Annotated in this window: 14 protein-coding genes and 1 tRNA gene; 4 read left to right on the top strand and 11 right to left on the bottom strand. The window is 52.0% G+C overall.

Annotated features, from left to right (window positions below):
* Nucleotides 1-5: 5 nt before the first annotated feature.
* The 5 genes from H6B30_RS08780 to spt all read right to left on the bottom strand — a co-directional run bounded on the left by H6B30_RS08780 (nt 6) and on the right by spt (nt 7,217).
* Nucleotides 6-3,431, bottom strand: coding sequence for an ATP-binding protein (locus H6B30_RS08780; protein ID WP_205109662.1), 3,426 nt, complete (start codon nt 3,429-3,431; stop codon nt 6-8).
* 49 nt (nt 3,432-3,480) lie between these two features.
* Nucleotides 3,481-4,149, bottom strand: coding sequence for a bifunctional 4-hydroxy-2-oxoglutarate aldolase/2-dehydro-3-deoxy-phosphogluconate aldolase (locus H6B30_RS08775; RefSeq protein ID WP_205109660.1), 669 nt, complete (start codon nt 4,147-4,149; stop codon nt 3,481-3,483).
* A gap of 30 nt (nt 4,150-4,179) precedes the next feature.
* A complete protein-coding gene (locus H6B30_RS08770; protein ID WP_205109658.1) occupies nt 4,180-5,205 on the bottom strand; it encodes a sugar kinase in 1,026 nt (341 codons plus the stop codon).
* A gap of 664 nt (nt 5,206-5,869) precedes the next feature.
* Nucleotides 5,870-5,943: transfer RNA gene (locus H6B30_RS08765), tRNA-Pro, on the bottom strand.
* An 86-nt stretch (nt 5,944-6,029) separates the two neighbouring features.
* A complete protein-coding gene (gene spt / locus H6B30_RS08760) occupies nt 6,030-7,217 on the bottom strand; it encodes a serine palmitoyltransferase (protein ID WP_205109656.1) in 1,188 nt (395 codons plus the stop codon).
* A gap of 155 nt (nt 7,218-7,372) precedes the next feature.
* On the opposite strand from spt, the gene H6B30_RS08755 reads away from it, so the two are divergent.
* From H6B30_RS08755 to H6B30_RS08745, 3 genes are read left to right on the top strand one after another with little or no spacing between them, the layout of a single operon-like run.
* Entirely contained in the window at nt 7,373-8,410 is a 1,038-nt protein-coding gene (locus H6B30_RS08755) for a diacylglycerol/lipid kinase family protein (RefSeq protein WP_205109654.1), read from the top strand.
* Nucleotides 8,411-8,420: 10 nt separating this feature from the next.
* The gene (locus H6B30_RS08750; protein WP_205109652.1) at nt 8,421-8,933 is read left to right on the top strand and encodes an NUDIX hydrolase; all 513 of its coding nucleotides are present in this window, start codon (nt 8,421-8,423) and stop codon (nt 8,931-8,933) included.
* A complete protein-coding gene (locus H6B30_RS08745; RefSeq protein ID WP_205109651.1) occupies nt 8,921-9,148 on the top strand; it encodes a FeoB-associated Cys-rich membrane protein in 228 nt (75 codons plus the stop codon). Before H6B30_RS08750 ends, H6B30_RS08745 begins: the two co-directional genes overlap by 13 nt.
* Nucleotides 9,149-10,207: 1,059 nt before the next feature.
* Here the strand turns inward: H6B30_RS08745 and H6B30_RS08740 are convergent.
* The 5 genes from H6B30_RS08740 to H6B30_RS08720 form a co-directional block, all read right to left on the bottom strand.
* Nucleotides 10,208-11,371 (bottom strand): zinc ribbon domain-containing protein, encoded by a 1,164-nt coding sequence (locus H6B30_RS08740; RefSeq protein WP_205109649.1) that lies wholly within the window; start codon nt 11,369-11,371, stop codon nt 10,208-10,210.
* 47 nt (nt 11,372-11,418) lie between these two features.
* On the bottom strand, nt 11,419-12,108 hold the full coding sequence (locus H6B30_RS08735; protein ID WP_205109647.1) for a glycoside hydrolase family 25 protein: 690 nt from the start codon (nt 12,106-12,108) through the stop codon (nt 11,419-11,421).
* A 312-nt stretch (nt 12,109-12,420) separates the two neighbouring features.
* The gene (locus H6B30_RS08730) at nt 12,421-13,764 is read right to left on the bottom strand and encodes a TolC family protein (RefSeq protein ID WP_205109645.1); all 1,344 of its coding nucleotides are present in this window, start codon (nt 13,762-13,764) and stop codon (nt 12,421-12,423) included.
* Nucleotides 13,761-16,796, bottom strand: coding sequence for an efflux RND transporter permease subunit (locus H6B30_RS08725; protein ID WP_205109643.1), 3,036 nt, complete (start codon nt 16,794-16,796; stop codon nt 13,761-13,763). The genes H6B30_RS08730 and H6B30_RS08725 overlap by 4 nt, the downstream gene beginning before the upstream one ends.
* Nucleotides 16,797-16,815: 19 nt before the next feature.
* Nucleotides 16,816-17,898: an efflux RND transporter periplasmic adaptor subunit gene (locus H6B30_RS08720; RefSeq protein WP_205109641.1), complete on the bottom strand. Its 1,083-nt coding sequence runs from the start codon at nt 17,896-17,898 to the stop codon at nt 16,816-16,818.
* Nucleotides 17,899-18,764: 866 nt separating this feature from the next.
* Between H6B30_RS08720 and H6B30_RS08715 the strand changes: the two genes are divergently transcribed.
* The gene (locus H6B30_RS08715) at nt 18,765-19,046 is read left to right on the top strand and encodes an Imm17 family immunity protein (protein WP_205109639.1); all 282 of its coding nucleotides are present in this window, start codon (nt 18,765-18,767) and stop codon (nt 19,044-19,046) included.
* An 85-nt stretch (nt 19,047-19,131) separates the two neighbouring features.
* Here the strand turns inward: H6B30_RS08715 and H6B30_RS08710 are convergent, their stop codons facing one another.
* Nucleotides 19,132-20,055 carry a hypothetical protein gene (locus H6B30_RS08710; RefSeq protein WP_239483796.1) on the bottom strand — a complete coding sequence of 308 codons (924 nt, stop codon included), beginning with the start codon at nt 20,053-20,055 and terminating at the stop codon, nt 19,132-19,134.
* Between the last annotated feature and the right edge of the window lie 92 nt (nt 20,056-20,147).

The raw sequence follows: 20,147 nt of genomic DNA, 5'->3' as shown, positions 1-20,147 counted from the left end.
TTGGCTCAACGCCTTGGCAGGGTGATTTCGATGGCGACCCCACACTCTGCAGGGAAGGCCGCCATGCCGCATCGCCTGCGGCCTGTGGCCTCTGAATGCTCCCTCACTATCTGCCGGCACACCAGGTATGGGATGTTGTCTACCGAAGGTGTGAACATGGCCCCAACCTTGCCGGGCTCGACGCCGGATATGCTGACTACGAACACCACGTAGCGGCCGTCGGCAGCATCTTCGCCGACTCTGACACCAGCAAAGCCTTGCTGGCGGCGCAGTATCTCGAACATATACTCGAGCGCCCCGACGTCGCCGAGCACGCATACATCGGCAACCGACGGGCCGAGCAGTTGCCTCACGCTCACCGACCCGATGGACAGGCCGGTGTGGGCCAGCTGCCGCATGGCCTGCAGGCTGAGCGTAGAGTATATCTCGCGATAGTAGGCCACGAGCTCGCGCATCACTTCAAGGTTGGCATCGCGACCGGCCACCAGCGCGCTTATGCGGCTCGGGTAATACATGGTCTCATGTTTCAGCGTCGAGAGGCAATTGTCAAGAACCGAGTTGGCCACGTAAACATTGTCTGCCTCGTATTCAATGCGGTGCAGCTCGTCGTCGGCCAGTTCTATGTCGGCGCGCCACTTCTCACCCGTCTCGATAGACTTTGTCAAGGCATCCTGTATTTTGCTGACAATGGCTTGGAGGCTGTCGGGATACGACTCCCTGACGAGCGACTCCATACGGCTTAGCTTCTCGGCCGTGTCAGAGTCGCCGAGCAGTATTTCATTTATCGACTTTATGCGCTCTACGCAGAAGCGGTAGTAAAGCCTGTGCCTGTAGTACATGAAGTAATAGGCCGGCAATATCATCGCAAGCAATATTGACAGCAGTATTACGGCAATAGTCTTGTTGACCTTCGACTGCGACATTATGCGGCAGTAATCGGCAAGCGTGCTGTCGGCAGACATTTCCTTGAAGAGCTGAGTGTAAGACCGGTTGTTGAAATGGTATGCCTCCCAGTCGTGCAACGCCAGCGAAGCCACTGCACTCTCGTTGCGTATGTCGAGTATAATGTTGTAATTGGTGGGCACGCTGTCACGGTACCAGCATATCTCTGCCGGCAGCCCATGGGTTGCCCCGACCAGTTGCATCCACAGACTGCCGCCGGGCCTTACCTGGCTGTAGTGCCGGTTGATGTGGCTTATGCAAGAGTCTGCGTAGCCAAGGGCCATTGCGTAGTCTCCCCTGATGTTTGAAAAGTATGCGCTGTCGGCAAATGCGGCAGCCACAGACAACTCTGACCCCGCCCTCGAACCGGGCCTACCGGCGTGGTGGCCGATAGCCCAGACACCGGCAACGGCGGCCGGCAAGAGGGCGGCCAGAACGCACAACTGGCGCAGCTTGCCCTTGGGCAGCAGGAAGGAGAAACGGCTCCCGCGCCCGGGTTCACTCTCGGCCTTGATGGTACAGTCGTGGAAGGCCTGGCTTACCTTACGGTATTTCTCCATTATTCCCCAACAATTCATGAGCCCGAAGCCATGGCCTTCATGCAGCTTATAGTCGAATATATGCCCCAACTTGTCTTCGGCAATGCCGCAACCGTTATCCTTGACCGACACTTCGACAAGGTTGCCGCGGTCGGCGGCCTCAATAACGACCCTTCCCCCACGCCCGGTGAACTTGCGGGCGTTGTCGGCCAGCGTGTTGACCATGAAGAGGGTGAGTGTCTTGTCGGCCTTGACCACGAGGTCGGTATCCTTCACGCAAAGCTCTATGCCGTTCATGGCAAAGGCCGTGCGGCTCTTGCCCACCAAGGCGAACAGCGGCATCAGCGAAAAGCTTTCAATGTGCAGGCTCAACTGTCCGCGCCGCAACTGTATCCAATGGGTAAGCACATCGTTGTATTCATTTATCTTGTAGGCCAGCTCGGACACGTAAGTGTAGCGCCCCTCACGCACGGGCAATGGCTCGCAACGGCTTGACAGATGGTCGAGCTCGTTGATTATGCGGTCTATGAACGGCACTACGGCACCTACGAGCGACAGCTTTGCACGGTTCTCTATGTTCTGGCGGGCATACTCTTTCCTGCGCAGCAGGCACACTTGCTTCTCCTCGTCGATGGCCTCACGCTTTCGGCGCAGTTCCTCCATCTGCACCGACTGGCGCTCATGCCACTCACGCAATGGCACCAACAGTTCGTCAATACTGCCACGGGCCTTCTTTCTGCGATACAGATGGTCAAACAGCCATAGCATTACCAACAGCAGCGCAATGGCAAAGATTACCGCAACAATCATCACATTTAGCTGCTCTACCGTTTGACTTAACATGCCGGCACGCGACTCCATATACCGGTCTTGCCTGGTCTGCTCCTGCAAATCGAGGTAGATGTTGCGGTTGTAGTCGCTTGCCGGCTTGTCGTCGAGGCCTGAATAGACTATGCTCAGCTGCTCGCGGATGCTCGCCACGAGGTCGGGCGCCTGCTGTATTTGCTGGTTGGCCAACGATGCCTCAAGGCAGGACAGTGCCGACTGGTAGTCGTCATCGGCAATATAGCACGATGCCATGGTACGATAAGCCCCCGCAACCTGGTAAACATCTCCGTAAGAAGCAAACAACCGCTGCGACTCTTCGGCCAGTTCAACAGGCATTATGTCGTCGTCAGACCCAATATATTCGGCAAACAACTGTCCTACCGACGGCGAGTCGGCATTTGACTCCGACTCCAACATCAGCTCTGACATTGCTTCGAGCGAATTTGCCAGAAAGAAATCATAACCGTTCTGCGACGCTATGACGTAGCACTCCCAAAGGCAGTCGAACTCCTTGCTGCGAGTCTGCTCTGCCGTTGGCTCCACAATGATTCCGCCCGAGCCTATGTTGTACAGGTAGTTCAGGTATTGGGCAGTGTCGTTGTGCATCACCTCGTCTGCATCCACGTATAGCAAGGCATTGGCAGCAAGGCTGTCCAAGCCTACATAATAGTAATATGCCGAACTGACTATGGCATACTCTACCTCGGCATACAGCAAACGGCGCTGCAGGCGCGAATCCAACTGGTCTCGCTCTTCGTTGATTCTGAGCAGCCGCGCCCTGGCACTCTCCCTGCTGTCATAAAAGCTTCGGTTGTCTGACTTCCGCTGGCGTATACGCATACGCAACACGTCGGAGACAAGCAGTTCTACCTGGTTGTCGGTACACTTCTCTACTCCGTCGAGCAATTCTGTCGCCTCGGCATACTCCATGCGCATGATATGGACAAAAGCCAGGTTGTTAATGGCTTCGGCCTTGCCGTCGCCATACTTGCCCGACAAGCCGTATGCCCTGCGTGCGTATACCTCTGCTGAATCAAGATTTCGATAGTGATAGGCATAAGAAGCATCATTCAGCCTGTCTACCTGCTGCCTATCGACACATGAACAAGCTGAGAAAAGCAAAAGGCTCCATAGGCACAACAGCCACACGGAGCCTTTTGTCGTAACAATATTATGCGCGTGCCTTAGCAATATAACCAAGAGCCTCCACGCACTTGTCTGTTATGGCCTGCCAATTGCCGGCAGCCACCACGTCTTTCGGGAACAACTTTGACCCCATGCCAACGCAGAACACACCTGCTTCTATCCACGATGTCAGGTTGGCTTCGTCGGGCGACACGCCTCCCGTTACCATCAGCTTCGACCATGGCATGGGCGCGAGCAAACCTTTAACGAGCTTCGGCCCGAGCACGTCGCCGGGGAACACCTTGCAAAGGTCGCATCCGGTCTCCTGGGCGGCACCGATTTCCGACACGCTGCCGCAACCGGGGGTATAAGGAATCAGGCGGCGGTTGCATATCTTCGACACTTCCGGGTTGAACAACGGGCCTACCACGAAGCAAGCTCCAAGCTGGATGTAAAGTGCGGCAGTGGCCGGGTCGACAACCGAACCGACACCGAGAGCAAGCTCGGGGCACTCAACAGCCGCATACTTCACCACTTCGGCAAATACGTCCTGGGCAAAGTCACCGCGGTTGGTAAACTCAAAAGCACGTACACCACCATCGTAGCAAGCCTTTATCACCTTCTTTGCCACCTCGGCATCTTTGTGGTAAAACACCGGCACCATGCCTGTCTGGCCCATCTTTGCCAGAACTGCCATCTTATCAAATCTTGCCATTTCTATATAGTTTTGAAACTTCTTAATCCATTAACGCTGAACACGACCACTGGCATCGCCACCGGCAAGTGCCTCAACCTCTTCCTTGCTGACCATGTTGAAGTCGCCGGGTATGGTATGCTTCAAGGCCGATGCAGCCACGGCAAACTCCAATGCCTTGCCTTGGTTGTCAGGGTAGGTAAGCAAACCGTGGATGAGACCACCCGAGAAAGAGTCACCACCACCGACACGGTCGATTATTGGCATAATGTCATAGTGCTTGCTCTGATAGAACTCCTTGCCGTTGTAAATCAGAGCCTTCCATCCGTTGTGTGTGGCAGACAGCGATTCACGCAATGTAGAAACGACATACTTGAAGCCAAACTCTTGCATCATGCCCTTGAAAATGCCGTAGTAGCCCTCGGCATCGGTCTTTCCGCCCTCGACATCTGCGTCTGGCTTGAAGCCAAGACACAACTGGGCGTCTTCCTCATTGCCAATGCAAACATCAACATACTTCATCAATGGTTTCATGATGCTTTGGGCTTTTTCCGACGTCCAAAGCTTCTTGCGGAAATTAAGGTCAACAGAAACGGTCACACCATGGCGCTTGGCAGCCTCGCATGCAAGCTTGGTCAGCTCTGCAGCCTTGTCGCTGATGGCCGGGGTTATGCCGCTCCAATGGAACCAATCGGCCCCTTCCATAATCTTATCGAAATCAAAGTCCTGAGGATCGGCCTCGGCAATAGAGCTGCCGGCACGGTCGTATATCACCTTTGAGGGGCGCATTGATGCTCCTGTCTCAAGATAGTAGATTCCGACACGGTTGCCGCCGCGAGCTATAAAATCTGTGTGGACACCATAACGGCGCAAGGCATTGACTGCGCACTGGCCTATCTCATGCTTCGGCAACTTGGACACGAAATACGCATCATGACCATAGTTGGCGCAGCTTACTGCCACATTGGCCTCGCCTCCACCATAAACGACATCAAAAACATCACTCTGTACGAATCTCTTCTGACCAGGAGAAGACAGGCGGAGCATAATCTCGCCTAATGTTACAACTTTAGCCATCTAAATAATTTTTATGATGATTGTTCAATATATGTGTTTCTGTTTCCGCCCACAAAAATAGTATTATTTTCTCAAATGGGAAAACAAAACAAGCAAAAACTTCATTTCTAGGGAAATTTTTGTAAAACTTAGTGAATCAAGCGCAACGCTTCTTTAATTGAAGTTGGCAAATACGAGAAATCAACAAATACGTTAACAAAACACAGCACCTGTTGTTGGGAGAATCCAACCAGATACCGACACAAAGAAAAACGCATGTCATGATATGACCCAAAATGCACGTCAAGGCAATGAGATTGTATCCTGCGAAACAAGAAACAGGCAAAACAGGATTTACGGTTAATCCATATTGATAAACAAAGCCAAGCATACAGGCCAGCTTCAATTTAAGGTTTAATTAACGACAGAATGCCGATGGAATAACAAAACCTGACTTGAAGACACTGGCAATGCTCCTTCCACCACCCGATATGAACAAACCACCGAGGCCGCGGCACACGGTTAAGCACACTGCCACGTCGCCATCATTATAAATAACATCCGCCGCCCCATAAAGAAACTTGCAACAAAACATAACAAAGGAAACATAAAAAGCACCTGGGACTTGGGATAACGATATATAAAAAGGTGGAAGCCATGCTAAACTTCCACCTATCTTAGAATGTCGGGGCGACAGGATTCGAACCTGCGGCCGCCTGGTCCCAAACCAGGAGCGCTACCGGGCTGCGCTACACCCCGAACACCTTAGTTACTAAAACAATGCATTTGCTTTTGCGAGTGCAAAGGTATATATATTTTCTTTAATACGCAAATTATCGGGTAATTTATTTTATTATATTTTGTTCCCTAAAGATTTTAGCCAAAGCCTGGACGCCGCGTTCAACCTGTTCTTCCGTATGTGTAGCCATCAAGGCAAACCTCACCAGCGTATCCTGCGGTGCGCAAGCCGGCGGAATGACAGGATTGATGAACACGCCGGCGTCGAATGCCAACTTAGTAACAAGGAAAGTCTTGTCTACATCGTGCACATACAAAGGAATGATAGGACTCTCTGTGTCACCTATTTCAAAGCCTTCCTCACGGAAACGGCGCAGAGCGTAATTAGTGACCTTCCACAATGCCTCAATCCTCTCGGGCTCCTGCTTGAGTATGTGCAAGGCTTCTAAGGCGGCGGCAGTTGCAGCCGGCGTATTGGACGCGCTGAATATATAAGTGCGGCAAGTATGCCTGAGGAAGTTTATCGTGTCACTGTCAGAGGCGATGAAGCCCCCGATGCTTGCAAGCGACTTGGAGAAAGTGCCCATAATGAGGTCAACCTCATCGGTAAGCCCGAAATAATCGCACACTCCCCGACCCTCTTTGCCAAACACGCCAAGGCCATGAGCCTCGTCAACCATCACCGAACAGTTGTACTTATGCTTAAGCTCAACAATCTCAGGCAATTTGCAAAGGTCGCCCTCCATTGAGAACACGCCGTCAACAACAATCAGCTTCACAGCCTCGTATGGCAAGGTCTTAAGCAGATTCTCAAGATCTTCCATGTCGTTATGCTTATAATGCAGCTGCTTGGCAAACGACAAGCGACGGCCATCTACAATGCTCGCATGGTCACGATCGTCACATATTATATAATCTCCACGGCCTACTACAGCAGGAATGACACCGGCATTGACAGAGAAACCGGTCGACAGGCACAGGCAGTCATCTTTGCCCTCAAACTCGGCCAGCTCCTTTTCCAGCTGTATGTGCAAATCGAGGGTGCCATTGAGGAAACGGCTTCCCGCACACCCTGAGCCATACTTGTCGAGCGCAGCCTTGGCTGCGTCGATTATTCGCTGGTCGCCGGTAAGGCCTGTATAAGCATTTGAGCCGAACATAAGAACCTTATGCCCTTCCATCTCAACTTCCGTGCCCTGCTTGCTGGTTATTGCGCGGAAATAAGGATACACGCCTGCCGCCATAAACTTCTGGGGCTCACGATAATTCTTGTACCTTTCTTGTAATTGTCCCATCTTTGGTTATGAATTCTTTCTTTTTTACACAGGCTGCAAAATTACATATTTTTTATCAATGAATGCCTGTTTTGAGTAAAAAAAACCAGTATTTAGTGATTTTTTATACCGCGAAGCAGTATTATTACAAGGTAAATATGTAACTTTGCATAGAGATGGTTCAGAAGAAAGAGATAGTATTCATAGTCAACCCGCGCTCAGGAACGCACGGAAAGAATGAGATTCCACGCATAATAGGGGAGTCCATTGACAAGGGCGCGTTCAACAGTCAAGTCATATTCACAGAATACGCCGGCCACGCGGCCGAGATTGCCAGCCGTTGCGTGGCGGAGAAGACCGACATAGCAGTGGCCGTAGGCGGAGACGGCACTGTGAACGAGGTGGCCCGCTCACTGGTGCATTCGGACACGGCGCTCGGCATAGTGCCGTGCGGTTCGGGCAACGGCCTGGCCCGCCACCTGAGCATACCCATGGACATAAAGAAAGCCATTGCTATAATAAACAGGTGCAACATCGAGGCGCTTGATTACGGTGTGATAAACAGCATGCCCTTTTTCTGCACATGCGGCATGGGGTTTGACGCATTCATAAGCCAGAAATTTGCTGAGGCAGGCAAGCGGGGCCCGATAACATACATGGAGAACGTGCTCAAGGAGGGTTTGAAGTACAAACCCGAAATCTACGAAGTGGAAGACGACACTCAGGCAACGAGGCACAAAGCGTTCCTCATTGCATGTGCCAACGCGTCGCAATACGGCAACAATGCATACATAGCGCCGAAGGCCACCATGACCGACGGGCTGATGGACGTAATCATAATGGAACCGTTTACGGCATTCGACGCTCCGCAAATAAGCATCGACATGTTTAACGGGACGCTCGACAAAAACTCAAAGATAAAGACGTTCAAGGCCAAGCGCATACACATTCACAGAAGCCAACCGGGCGCCATACACTATGACGGCGACCCTATAATGACAGGAACTGACATTGACGTGCACATTGAGGAGCGGGGAATAAAGATGATAACCAACCCCGACGCCACCGAAGGCGAGAGGTTGCCAAACGTGATACTCAACGTGTTCTCTGACTTCTTCAACAATCTCAACAACGTAAGGGAAGACCTTGAGAAACAAAGCAAGAGGATACACGCCATCAACAAGGCCTTGCTAAAGAGGCTGACCAGAAACTGACAAGCAACTTATGGACACTACCGACTACAGTGAGATGCTGCCCGTGGTAAACGAACAGGGCGAGGTGACCGGCAAGACAACAAGGAAGGAGGCCCACGGCAAACTCAGGCCCCTACACCCTGTGGTACACCTGCACGTGTTCAACAGCCGGGGAGAACTGTACCTGCAGAAGCGACCTCAATGGAAAGACGTGCAGCCGGGAAAATGGGACACTGCCACCGGCGGGCATGTAGGCTACGGCGAGAGCATCGAGAACGCCTTGATGCGCGAGGTGGCCGAAGAACTCGGGATAACAGGATTCGCCCCCGTGTTCCTCGGTCGCTACACCTTTGAGAGCGATGTGGAACGCGAACTGGTGCATGTTTTCCGCACACTGTACGACGGCCCGGTAACACCCGACGCCAACGAACTGGACGGCGGGCGCTTCTGGTCGGCCGAAGAGATAGCCGAAGCCATGGGGAAAGGTGTGCTGACCCCAAATTTTGAATCAGAATACAAACGATTTTTCCTATGCAAACAATAATAGTAGCCATCATAATATCGTGCGCCACGGCCTACCTCGGATGGCGCGCTTACACGGCAATCAGGAATGCCGGCGACCCGTGCCACGGTTGCAAGGGATGCGCCCTGCGCGACCAGGCCCGTCGGGCACGCAAAAAAAACGGCCGCAAGGCTCCCGGATGCTCGCGCGCCATTGTGGTGCCGGCCAACAACAGGCGCACATTTAAAAATTCATAAACCCATTGTTTGCATGCACACTGCATGCAAACAATGCCAAAGGCCACACGCCCCACCGGCCCAATGACCAATGATTGGGGTGTTTGTCATGACTGCAAGGCTGCAAAGCTGTGGCATGGCAAACATCCGGACGGCATGCGCCGGGCGGCTTTCAAGCGTGCGCACGCCCCTGCCCCCGGCATATTCCCACTGGTTTGTGCAACCGTGGTGCACAAAGGCCACCACAGCATGTTTCACCCAAAACGTTCGCTTGGCTCCGGGTGCCCGCTCTGACATACATGTAATGACGGCAAGACACCGACATCACACAGGCGGAAGCATGGCTATCGCCCTTCCCCCTAACTGCCGGCAACAACTCCGGCTAAACCTAAGGACTGCCATAACAACAACACAATTGAACCGCTTTGTGGCTCCGACAGCCTATTGGGGATTGCCGTCAAAAGCGGCACTAATTGTCACTGCGATTTATTCGCCACCACAGAACGGGCCGTTTGGGAACTCAAAACAGGCCGAAACGGCATGCCGAACGGCCCATACGGCAACACCAAACAGCACAAAAGCCCAACCGTCTGGCTGCCAATAGATTACGCGAAGCCTCAACAGCAAAGCACAAGACAGGCAAACAGGCTTGGAAGTATAGTCCTGGCACCAACAGGAAAACCATGGAAACAACTGTCAAGCAACAACACATAGTGGACGACAGGGCAACGCCGACATTCCGGGACTGACGCGGGCACGCGCCCCGACCAAAGTCGTGCCAAACGGCCCACCACTGCCCCGCCCCACATCAGACCGCGAAAAATGGCATCATCAGGCTTGAGCAACACGCGCCAATGGCTCAGGCCGCCACCAGTACGGCGGGAAACGTACCACAGCAACGCCACAACAAAACGGAATAAGGCGCGGCACGCCTATACATTAAAGCCATTTCTGTATATGCCGCGGCCACACTGGCAAGCCCAACAAAAGGCAGCCCCCGGTGCGGCCGGCAGAAACGCCAGGCCACACCGGGGGGCGACAAGCCACAAGGGCCATTGGGCTGACGGCCCGAAAAAACCGTCACTGCACAATCTTCTTCATGTTAAGTTCTGAAATCTTCATGTCGGGCGACACCTTCGCCTCTACCTTCAGAGTGGTAAACGCATTGTTGGCCGGGTCGGTGTGCTCCAACTTTTGGTCAACAGAGAACGTGACGCTATAGCCGTAAGCACCGTCGGCCGCCGGAATCTTCTCTATCTTCCAGTCGTTATTCATCCTGAACGACATCCGCGTGATGTCGGCCTGAGAGTGCATGCGCTTCATGTATTCTATCACATCCACCTTGGTGGCATCGGCCTTATGCAGGAAACTTGTCATTATGTTTGCCAGACACGCGGTCACACCGTCTTCATCGTTGGCTGCCAACGCCGTGAAATACCCGGAGAAAAGACTGCTAACGTCTTGCTTGTCCTTGTCGGTAACCTGCTGGGCGTCAAGTTCCTCAAAGCGTTTCTGCGCCTCGTAGACATAGAGTCCCTCAGCGTGGTTCTCCATATAGGCCTTGTATGCCTCGACGGTATTGTCCTCGGTGGCCGCAACCCAGTCGAGAGAGTCAATCTTCAACTTGGCCTCAACCAGGTGGACGCTGTTGGGGTGCATCTTGACATAACGCTCTATTGCAGCCTTCGAACCACTGGCAACGGCGTTGTCCCACTCGGTGTCAACCCTCTTCAGGTTGTCGAGCCTGGCCGACACCGAATCGCGGTGTGCGGCGGGGGCGTCGGTATATATGTCGAGGAAGTTGGCCAACACTGCCGGCTCGTCGCTTGCCATGGCATTTTGGTAAGCCTCTATCTCGTTCTTCTCTTGCGTGTTCTGATAGAAATACATGCCCCCGAACACCACGAGCAGGGCTATGACAAACGCTACGGCCACGATGGTGGTCACCCGTCGGCCCCGTCCATTGGAACCACGCGGCCTGCCGGCGTCTTCACGGCCGTCAGACTCATACTGAGCCACCACCTGCACCACCTCCGAACCATCAGCCTGACTGCCGGCCGGGGCCACGGCGTGGCCGGCAAACTGATGATGGCAAGCCTGACAACTGTCAGCTTCCTTGAACACAATCTCTCCACACTCCGGGCATTTTTTTATGTTGCCCTCAATCTCAATACCACAGTTCGGACAGGTCTTTGCGTGGTCGCTGACCTGGTGGCCGCACTCCGGACACTTAATAATTGCCATTACTGATTGAATATTTTTTATGTTATCACTCTTACTATCGCTGTCGGTCAGTGCCTGTAGCGTATTTCCCGCAGCCCGTGCTGCCCCATGAACCGGCTCTTGTCTATATATCCGCTGACGCCGACGATGCGCCCCTTGCCCGTATACTGCCACATGGTGATGTTGCGCTCATCGGCAAGCACCGGCTCTTCGTCGGTATACTGGGCAATCATCAGCTGGTAATCGTCAATCTTGCCCACAAGGTGGCGGTTGTAGAAATTGGTGAATGTATACAGCAGCGGTTTCTGCTTGTAGGCCTTCTCGACAAGTTCGAGAAACTTGAATAGCGAGTCACAGAACTCATCGGTAGACAGCCCGCTCGTTGTCTCAATGTCTATCATCGGTATGAGGTCTTGCTCCCCCGGCCTACATTGCACCTTGAAGTTCTCAAGTTGCAGCGCCTGGTCGGTCTTTGGGCGGTAGAAATGGTAGCTTCCAACTTTCAGGCCGTACTGGTGGGCGAGCACAATGTTGCTCTCATATCTCTTGTCTATCCAGTCGCCCCCCTCGGTTGCCTTCAGGTAGACGTATGCCATCTTTGTGTTCTGCCCCACCGTCTCCCAGAACACCTCGCCCTGGTAATGGCTCAAGTCTATGCCGTGGATATGGGCACATGTGTCTTCACATTGCTCAAAGGCATCCTGGGCTCTCGCGCCTAACGACAGCAGCAAAACAACAAACAAAACCAATCTATTCATCAACCGTAAATTTTTAGATGCAAAAGTAGGCAAAAAATCCGAGAATGGCCACGTGAGCAGAATAAAATAAAGCGCTCTAAAGCTAACATTATGAAATATTTGCGAAAACCATCCGCCCCATGAAGCATTGCCGGCACATGCACACAAAAACGCCGCCACCGGCCACCGGCGGGCATGGCGCCCTGAAGCCATGAGGCGCAGCAGCTTTCGGGGCACGCGAAAAAAGAAGGGCGGACGCCCGGCAAGGCCGCGAAGGCCCACAGGCATCCACCCCACACAAACCCCAAATATACAGTAGGCACAGCAGGCAGGTCAGTTGCCTGCGAGGTATTCCATAACCTTGCCGCTGAGCAACATTAGCGACACTTCACACATCTTGGTGTCATACTCAGCGGCAAGTATGCTTTCTTCAGACTCGAGAAGGCTGTTCTGGGCCTCACGGAGCTCAAAGCCCGAGAGCTGCCCCTCAGAGAATATGTAATACGACAGGCCATAGTTGGCAACGGCCGTCTCGTGGTTTTCACGCTCTTTCTGCAATATCTGCAAGTTGTTTTTGTAAGCCTGCCAGTAATTGTTGAGCGATGCCTTCAGCGACAGCTTGAGGTTTTCGCGCTCGAGGTTGGCATACTCAATGTCGAGCTGTGCATTGTTTTTCTGCATTCGGCGTTTTCCGTCGAAGATGTTGAAGCCAACGGTGACGCCGGCACTGAGCCCCCAGTTGTCGCGCTTCTTCGTTGCGGCCAGCTCGTAGCGGTTCATGGTATACCCATAGCCCACATTCAGGTTGACATAGGGGTAGTCGCGCGACATCACTTTCTTGTATTCAGCCTGCACAACAGCCGAATTGTTGTCGGCCAGCAGCAGCGAGGAGTTGGTGGCCAGAGTCGACCTCCACAAGTCTTCGTATTGCAGGTTGGGATTGACGTCGATAAGAGTGTCATGCACATTTATGAAAGCCGTGACGTCATCGTTCGACAACAGTTCGTTGAGATTGATTCTCGAAGTGTTCAATGCCTCGAGTTGCTTCATATACTGTGCGCTGTCGGCATTGAAATACACCTTGGCCTGCAGGTAGTCGGCAAGCGAATACGTTCCGATGCTATAGCTTATCTGCACGTTGCGGAAACGCTCACGCGACAGCTCCATGTTCTTGCGGAAATTCTCAAGGCGTATTTTCTGCTGAATGAAATTATAGTATTCCGTGATGACAGATGCCACATAGTCTTCGACAGTCATCCGCGTCTCGAGCTCCCCCTGCTGCTTCATCAGCTGCAGTTGCTTGTAATTGGTCCATACGCTGAAGCCGTCGAACACAGTCCAGTTTAGGTCTACCCCTACGTCGAGGGTGCCGTCGTAAGCATTTTTTTCAGTCGTGGCAATCCCGGTGGCACGCGATGTTGACCGCGAAGTGTGGAAGTCGCCGCCATACGACGCACTCAGGTCGACGGTGGGCAGCAGCCCTGCGGTTGCAGGGGTGGCGTTGTTGTCGCTCACCTGCTGCCTGTTCTTGACCATGCGTATGGAGAAATTGTTTTCCAATCCCCTTGCTATGCAATCCTGCAATGTTACCGTGGCCTGTTTTGAGCCCTCTTTCTGCTGGGCAACAACCGGCACGGACATACACAACATCAATGCAATTACTATCTTGTTCTTCATTTTTTCTTGTTTTTAGCACTCTGGTTGGTTGAGATGTAGCTATATACAGCCGGCACGACATACATTGTCAGGAATGTAGACACAAGCATTCCGCCCACCACGGCCACACCCATGGCAATGCGCTGGTTGCACCCCTCGCCCGTGGCAAAAGCCAGCGGAACCAGGCCCAACACCGTGGCGGCGCTCGTCATGAGGATTGGCCTCAGTCGCTGCAAGGCCGCCTCACGCACAGCCTGCATCTTGTCTATTCCGCCATGCTGCTTCTGGTTGGCAAACTCAACGATGAGGATGCCGTTCTTGGCCACAAGGCCAATCAGCATGATTATACCTATCTGGCTGAATATGTTCATCGTTATGTCGCCGAAATACATGAATATCAGAGCCCCGGTGATGGCCAACGGCACAGTGAGCATTATGACCATGGGGTCTTTGAAACTTTCAAACTGGGCCGCGAGTATCAGGTAGATGAGCACCAAAGCCAGTATGAAAGCAAACATCAGGCTCGAGGCACTCTCGCGGAAATCCTTGGAATCTCCGGCCAACGATGTCCTGAATGTGTCGTCGAGCACATCGGCCGCAATCTTGTCCATCTCGTCAAGCCCCTCGCCTATGGTCTTGCCGTCGGCAAGGCCGGCAGAAATGGTTGCCGAGACGAAACGGTTGTAACGGTAGAGCTTAGAGGGTGCAGTGCTGTATTCCAGTTCGATGAGGTTGTCCATCTGTATCATGCGCCCGTCGCTGCTCCTCAGATATATCGACCTTAGGTCGGCAGGCTTGTTGCGCTGCTGCCTGTTTATTTCGCCCAATATCTCATACTGCTTGCCGTTCATGTAGAAATAGCCCATGCGCTGGCCGCTCAGGCCGTACTGCAGCGTCTCTGCCAAGTCACGGGTGCTCACGTCCATGACGTTGGCCTTGTCGCGGTTGATGTGTATTCGAGCCTCGGGCTTGCTGAACTTCAAGTCGACATCTGCCATTTGGAAAGTCGGGTTCTCATATACTTTCTCCATAAACTCGGGCAGCACCTTCTCAAGTTTCTCGATGTTGGTGGCCTGGAGCACATATTGGATAGGCATCTTCGACCTGCGTCCGCCAAAAGACGATTGCTGCTGGACAAACGCCCTGGCCTTGGTCTTTTTCTGCACGGCCTTCGAGAGCTTCTCCGCCACCTCCATCTGCGTATAGTCACGCTCGGCCATGTCTTTGAGCATGACCTGTATGTTGCCGCTACCGTCGGACACACGGGCCACTACGGCTTGCGCGTCGGGCACGATAGAGTCGACCACCTGGTTGATGTCTTCGGTGTAATCACGCAAATACTCGTAAGTAACGCCATCGGCCCCCCTTGTGTTGATGGTTATCATCGAACGGTCTTCCAGCGGGGCCATCTCCGAAGGTATCTTCCCCCACAAGAAGAAAATGAGCCCAATCATAACCGCCATCACAGGAATAACCCACACACGGTGGCGCAAGACAAAGTCCAACGAGCGCGAGTAGGCGTTGTTCATGCCGTCGAAAAACGGCTCGGTCATGCGGTAAAACGCATTCTTGCGCTTCTGCTGCTTAAGCATCTTGGTGGCCAGCATCGGCGTAAACGTCAGGGCCGCAAAGGCAGAGATGATTATTGAACCAGAGATGACCATGCTGAACTCACGGAACAGTCGCCCCGTAGTGCCCTCCATGAACACTATCGGGAAAAACACGGCCACCAAGGTTATCGTGGTGGACACCACGGCAAAGAATATCTCTTTGGCGCCTTCTATGCCTGCCTGCATGGGTGGCATGCCACGCTCTATGCGTATGTATATGTTCTCGGTCATCACAATGGCATCGTCGACAACCAGTCCGACGGCAAGCACCACAGCAAGCATGGTCAAGACATTGATAGAAAAGCCCATCAGATACATGACAAAGAACGAGCCTATCAGCGATACAGGTATGACGATGCACGGAATGAGAGTGACGCGCCAATCGCGCAAAAACAGGAAGATGATGATGATCACGAGCACGAAAGCCTCGTAGACCGTCTTTTCAACCTCGCTGATAGAAGCACGTATGAACTTGGTGTTGTCAAAGCCATAACTATAATGCACGTCATCGGGCAGGTCTTTTTTCATCTTCTCCATGCGCTCGTAAACCGCATCGGCAATGTCTATGTGGTTTGCTCCAGGCTGGGGGATAACCACAACGCCAACCATCGGCACCCCGTTCATCTTCATGTAGCTCTTGATGTCGGCAGCGCCAAGCTCTGCCCGCCCTATGTCACTGAACCTGATAATCTGGTTGCCCTCATGCTTAATGATAAGGTCGTCAAACATCTTGGCCGTGTTCATAAGGCCCATAGTGCGTATTTCCAGCTCGATGGTATTTCCCTCGATGCTACCCGACGGCAGTTCTACGTTCTCGTTGTCTACCGCATTTTTCACATCCATGGGCGTTATGCCATACCCGGCCATTTTTATCGGGTCGAGCCACAAGCGCATAGAATACTTCTTCTCACCCCAGATGGAAACGCTGCTGACATCGGGGATGGTCTGCAACTGCTCCTTGACGGTCAAGTCTGCTATCTCGCTCAACTCCAACAAAGGGCGCTTCTCGCTCTGCAATGCCACCATTAGAATCGGAGATGCATCGGCGTCTGCCTTAGAAACAGTTGGCGGGTCACAGTCGCGAGGCAAATACCTCTGCGCCCTCGAGACCTTATCGCGCACGTCATTTGCAGCCGTCTCCAAATCAACCGACAAATCAAACTCTACCGTTATGCGGCTGCTGCCTTGCTGGCTCACGCTGGTAAGCGACCGTATGCCAGGTATGCCGTTTATGTTTTGTTCAAGCGGCTCGGTTATCTGGTTCTCTATGACGTCTGCATTGGCTCCGGCATAAGAACATTGAACCGAGATTATCGGGTTGTCTACCGAAGGATACTCGCGTACACCAAGATAAAAATAACCTATGACGCCAAAAAGCAAGATGATTACGGTCATCACGGTTGCAAGCACCGGCCTTCGTATACTTAACTCTGAAATATTCATAATACTGACACCCTTATATTTAGTCGACCCTGTCGAGCACGACCGGCAGGTCGGTACGCAACTGCAATGTTCCTGATGTTATCAGTGTGTCGCCCACTTCCAATCCGGAAAGCACCTGTACCCTGTCTTCCGTACGCAAGCCCAGCTTCAGTTCGACAGGCTGGGCCTTGCCAGACTTGTAGAGATACACCTTGTCTTTACCCATCTCTGGCACTACTGCCTCTGCAGGTATGGCTATAGCGTCTTTTATTTCCTGCTTCTTGAGGTTGATGCTGGCATAACGGCCGGGTGAAAGCAAACCGTTGGCATTGGCATACAAGGCCCTGACAGTAAGGGTATGGGTATTCATGTCTATCACAGACTCTTTTGCATAGACCTTGGCAGGGAATGTCTGCAAGAAGCCGTCGACCGAGAAGTTCAACGAGATGCCCGGCTTCATGTCCTTGGCATAGCGCTCTGGAACGGCAAATTCGACCTTGAGGGGCACATATCTGGTCAGCTTGCTGACAACGGTCGTAGGAGAAGCATAAGCACCCACGCTTATCTGACGCAGGCCTATCACACCATCGAAAGGCGCACGCAATTCAGTCTGCTCTATCTGTGCCTTGACTGCATCAATCTCTGCCTTAAGCGTTGCCAACTCGGTCTTGACCTGCTCATAGGCCTCCTGGCTCACCGCATCATGCTGGAGCAGCGTGCGCTGTCTGTAAACGCGGTCGTTTGCAAGTTTCAATTGTGACGACAAACGGCGCAGCTCTGCCCTCAGCACCTTGTCATTAACCCTGGCCAACAATTGGCCTTTTTTTACATGGGCTCCTTCCTTGAACATAATCTCGACAACTTGTCCGGAAGTCTCAAACGATAAATCAACCTCCTCGTCTGGCAGAAGCGTTCCTGTCACCATTATTTCATCAGACAGCACTCCCTTTTTAACCCTCATTCCGTTGACGTTGAGAACCTTTTTCTTGCCCTTACTGCCCGCTTCAACCTTATCTGCCTGGGACAATTCGGAATTTTGTTTCGGCATCTGCGAATATATTCCCCAGCATACCAAAGCACAAACAATAAAGGCCACAAGCCCCCATTTCACTTTTTTATTCATCTATACTTATTTTTTGTTTTGTTTTATTCCACTCTAACAAGATACAATCAACACTAACATAACCTGCCCAAACAACAGTTATATGCATCGCCTTCACGACAAAAGGCATGTCATTGACAAATCATGATAATTGTAAGCGTTTTAGTTTTGTCTACAAAATTAATATAAATAAGCTAACGGGAAAACAGACTTTGGTATTTTTAATATAAATAAAGATTAAGAAATACTGAACAATTGATATGTAAATATGAAAACATTACAGCCACATTCCGAGCAAGAACACACAAAATAGAGATAGACTTATTACAAAGAATAAGACACTCGAAATCCCAGTAAACTCGCACTGTCATTGGTGGACGTCAACTCAACTGTGTCAAGTCGCTTCTCCGTTATGCATTAACCTCGGTCGGCGGGACGCGATTTTTAATCGCGTTTCGGCGACTTGGTGCACGTAGTAGCCATCCTCGGCTATTATATGGAGTCTCCCGACATTGTATAGCACCAGCAATGCAAATTTTGCAGCAGGAGCGCAATCTGCACCCACACCATCCAAAGGATTGTCTTGTATCGGAGAGAATCTTTCATCATTCACTGCAACAGGGTCTGCCACTGTAATCAGGCAAAGTCGCAAGGAGTAACCGTCGCTTGGTATGCCACATCCGGGGTGGAGACAGGAACACCGCCTACTTTACAGAAACGACTTGGCAAATCACGGGTGTTATACTGAACTTGCCTTTCCTTTTTCTGCAAAAATACTGTTTTATGGCATAAAGTGTGCCTTCGATAAGATGTTTTTTGCGTAAAGTGTTGGTTGATTGGGCGTAACGTACTATTTTTGCATTTGAACCCCGCTAAATCATTGCGCTATGGTTACTGATATATACGAGAAAATTAACGAGTGGATGGTAGCACATTTCGCGTGGGCACAGGCTCACCCGAAATACGGGTTGCTGTTTGCGAGCGGACTGCTTGCCCTGTGGCTCACGGGGTTGTTGCTGCGATGGAAATGGGCATGCGAATGGCAGTTCAACCGTGCCAAGACTTGGATGTTTGACGGCTGCTCGCCCGAGACGCGACGCAGGATTCAGATTGTGCTGGTCGGCATAGCGTTAGTCGCCTGCCTGACGATGTTCTTTGTGTGGGAATGAGGGAGTATTTGCAACACCCTCACCCTCCAGTGATTATAACGGAGATTCTCATTGCATTCTTATGAAAAAAAGGTTTGTAGCGTGCCTAATATACACGCACGTTCAAGACCTTCCCGTCAAGTAGTTCCACGTAGCGGTTGTCCGAGAATCTCCATGTTTCGAGCGTCCCGTCTTGCCTTTTTATCTCTGTCTTTCGATAAGGCTCGCCCCATGCGGCAATGACCATCTCGCGTGTCATGCCCGTGTCCACCTTGCGGAATGCCACCTGCTTACCGTATTTCTTGCTGTAACGTTCCGTCAGTGAGGTGATGCGGGCGGCACTCACAAATTCATACACCTCGTCGCCACCTATGGAACAGGCTTCCACACGAACTTCGTCCGCCCCCTCCATGAGCAGGAATGCGCCGTCGCTGTTCATCTTCAAACCGACATCCACGCAGCGGTATTCCGTACCTTCGGGTGGTGTTATGATTTGTCCGTCCTCGGTTTCTACCCGTTTGGCAAGTGAGAGGAATGTCTGCCCGATGTATCTTTTCAGCTTCTCGTAGAATCCCAAACAGGTCATGCTGAGAGGGTAAAGATATGGATTGTAGTAGATTTCTTCTCCGCTTTCCTTTTCGCGCAGCAGCAGGCAACAGCCGACTGTGAGGTAATCACTCTCTGTCCAGACTTTCAGCACCTCATAATACTTTCCCACCACCGCTTCGGCAGGGGTATTGCCCAGCCCGTCATCCTTGTATACCTGTCTCCCGCTCCCGGCAAGGAAGTTGCCCGTGAAGAAAGTGTCGTAATACCCCCGGCTGTCATTCCTTGCCCCGTGCATGTAGAGGGTTTGTCCGGGCAAGGCGGCAAAACTTCGCTCTTCCACGTTCGTCAGGCTGTCGTAAGGCTGTGCGTTTTGCACCGTATACTCTTTCAAGCCACTGTTCCGAGTCACGATATTGAGTTGCGCCTCCGCATACAGGCTGTAACTCAAGAATGCCATGATGGCTAAATTCGTTTTTCTCATTGCTTATTGTTTATTTAACGTGAGTTCGACGAATTCACGTTAATGTTAAGGCAGATAAACCTCCTTAAAAGTTTCATCTGTTTGTTAGCAAC

The organism is Marseilla massiliensis, from assembly GCF_016899955.1.
Classification (GTDB): domain Bacteria; phylum Bacteroidota; class Bacteroidia; order Bacteroidales; family Bacteroidaceae; genus Prevotella; species Prevotella intestinigallinarum.
Note: the sequence above shows the minus strand (reverse complement) of the source record. Positions and strands in the feature narration are given on the sequence as shown.

Coding starts and splice junctions, on each gene's coding strand:
- H6B30_RS08775 (WP_205109660.1), bottom strand. CDS start 4,149: ATGGCAAGATTTGATAAGATGGCAGTTCTGGCAAAGATGGGCCAGACA.
- H6B30_RS08770 (WP_205109658.1), bottom strand. CDS start 5,205: ATGGCTAAAGTTGTAACATTAGGCGAGATTATGCTCCGCCTGTCTTCT.
- spt (WP_205109656.1), bottom strand. CDS start 7,217: ATGGGACAATTACAAGAAAGGTACAAGAATTATCGTGAGCCCCAGAAG.
- H6B30_RS08755 (WP_205109654.1), top strand. CDS start 7,373: ATGGTTCAGAAGAAAGAGATAGTATTCATAGTCAACCCGCGCTCAGGA.
- H6B30_RS08750 (WP_205109652.1), top strand. CDS start 8,421: ATGGACACTACCGACTACAGTGAGATGCTGCCCGTGGTAAACGAACAG.
- H6B30_RS08745 (WP_205109651.1), top strand. CDS start 8,921: ATGCAAACAATAATAGTAGCCATCATAATATCGTGCGCCACGGCCTAC.
- H6B30_RS08740 (WP_205109649.1), bottom strand. CDS start 11,371: ATGGCAATTATTAAGTGTCCGGAGTGCGGCCACCAGGTCAGCGACCAC.
- H6B30_RS08735 (WP_205109647.1), bottom strand. CDS start 12,108: ATGAATAGATTGGTTTTGTTTGTTGTTTTGCTGCTGTCGTTAGGCGCG.
- H6B30_RS08730 (WP_205109645.1), bottom strand. CDS start 13,764: ATGAAGAACAAGATAGTAATTGCATTGATGTTGTGTATGTCCGTGCCG.
- H6B30_RS08725 (WP_205109643.1), bottom strand. CDS start 16,796: ATGAATATTTCAGAGTTAAGTATACGAAGGCCGGTGCTTGCAACCGTG.
- H6B30_RS08720 (WP_205109641.1), bottom strand. CDS start 17,898: ATGAATAAAAAAGTGAAATGGGGGCTTGTGGCCTTTATTGTTTGTGCT.
- H6B30_RS08715 (WP_205109639.1), top strand. CDS start 18,765: ATGGTTACTGATATATACGAGAAAATTAACGAGTGGATGGTAGCACAT.
- H6B30_RS08710 (WP_239483796.1), bottom strand. CDS start 20,055: ATGAGAAAAACGAATTTAGCCATCATGGCATTCTTGAGTTACAGCCTG.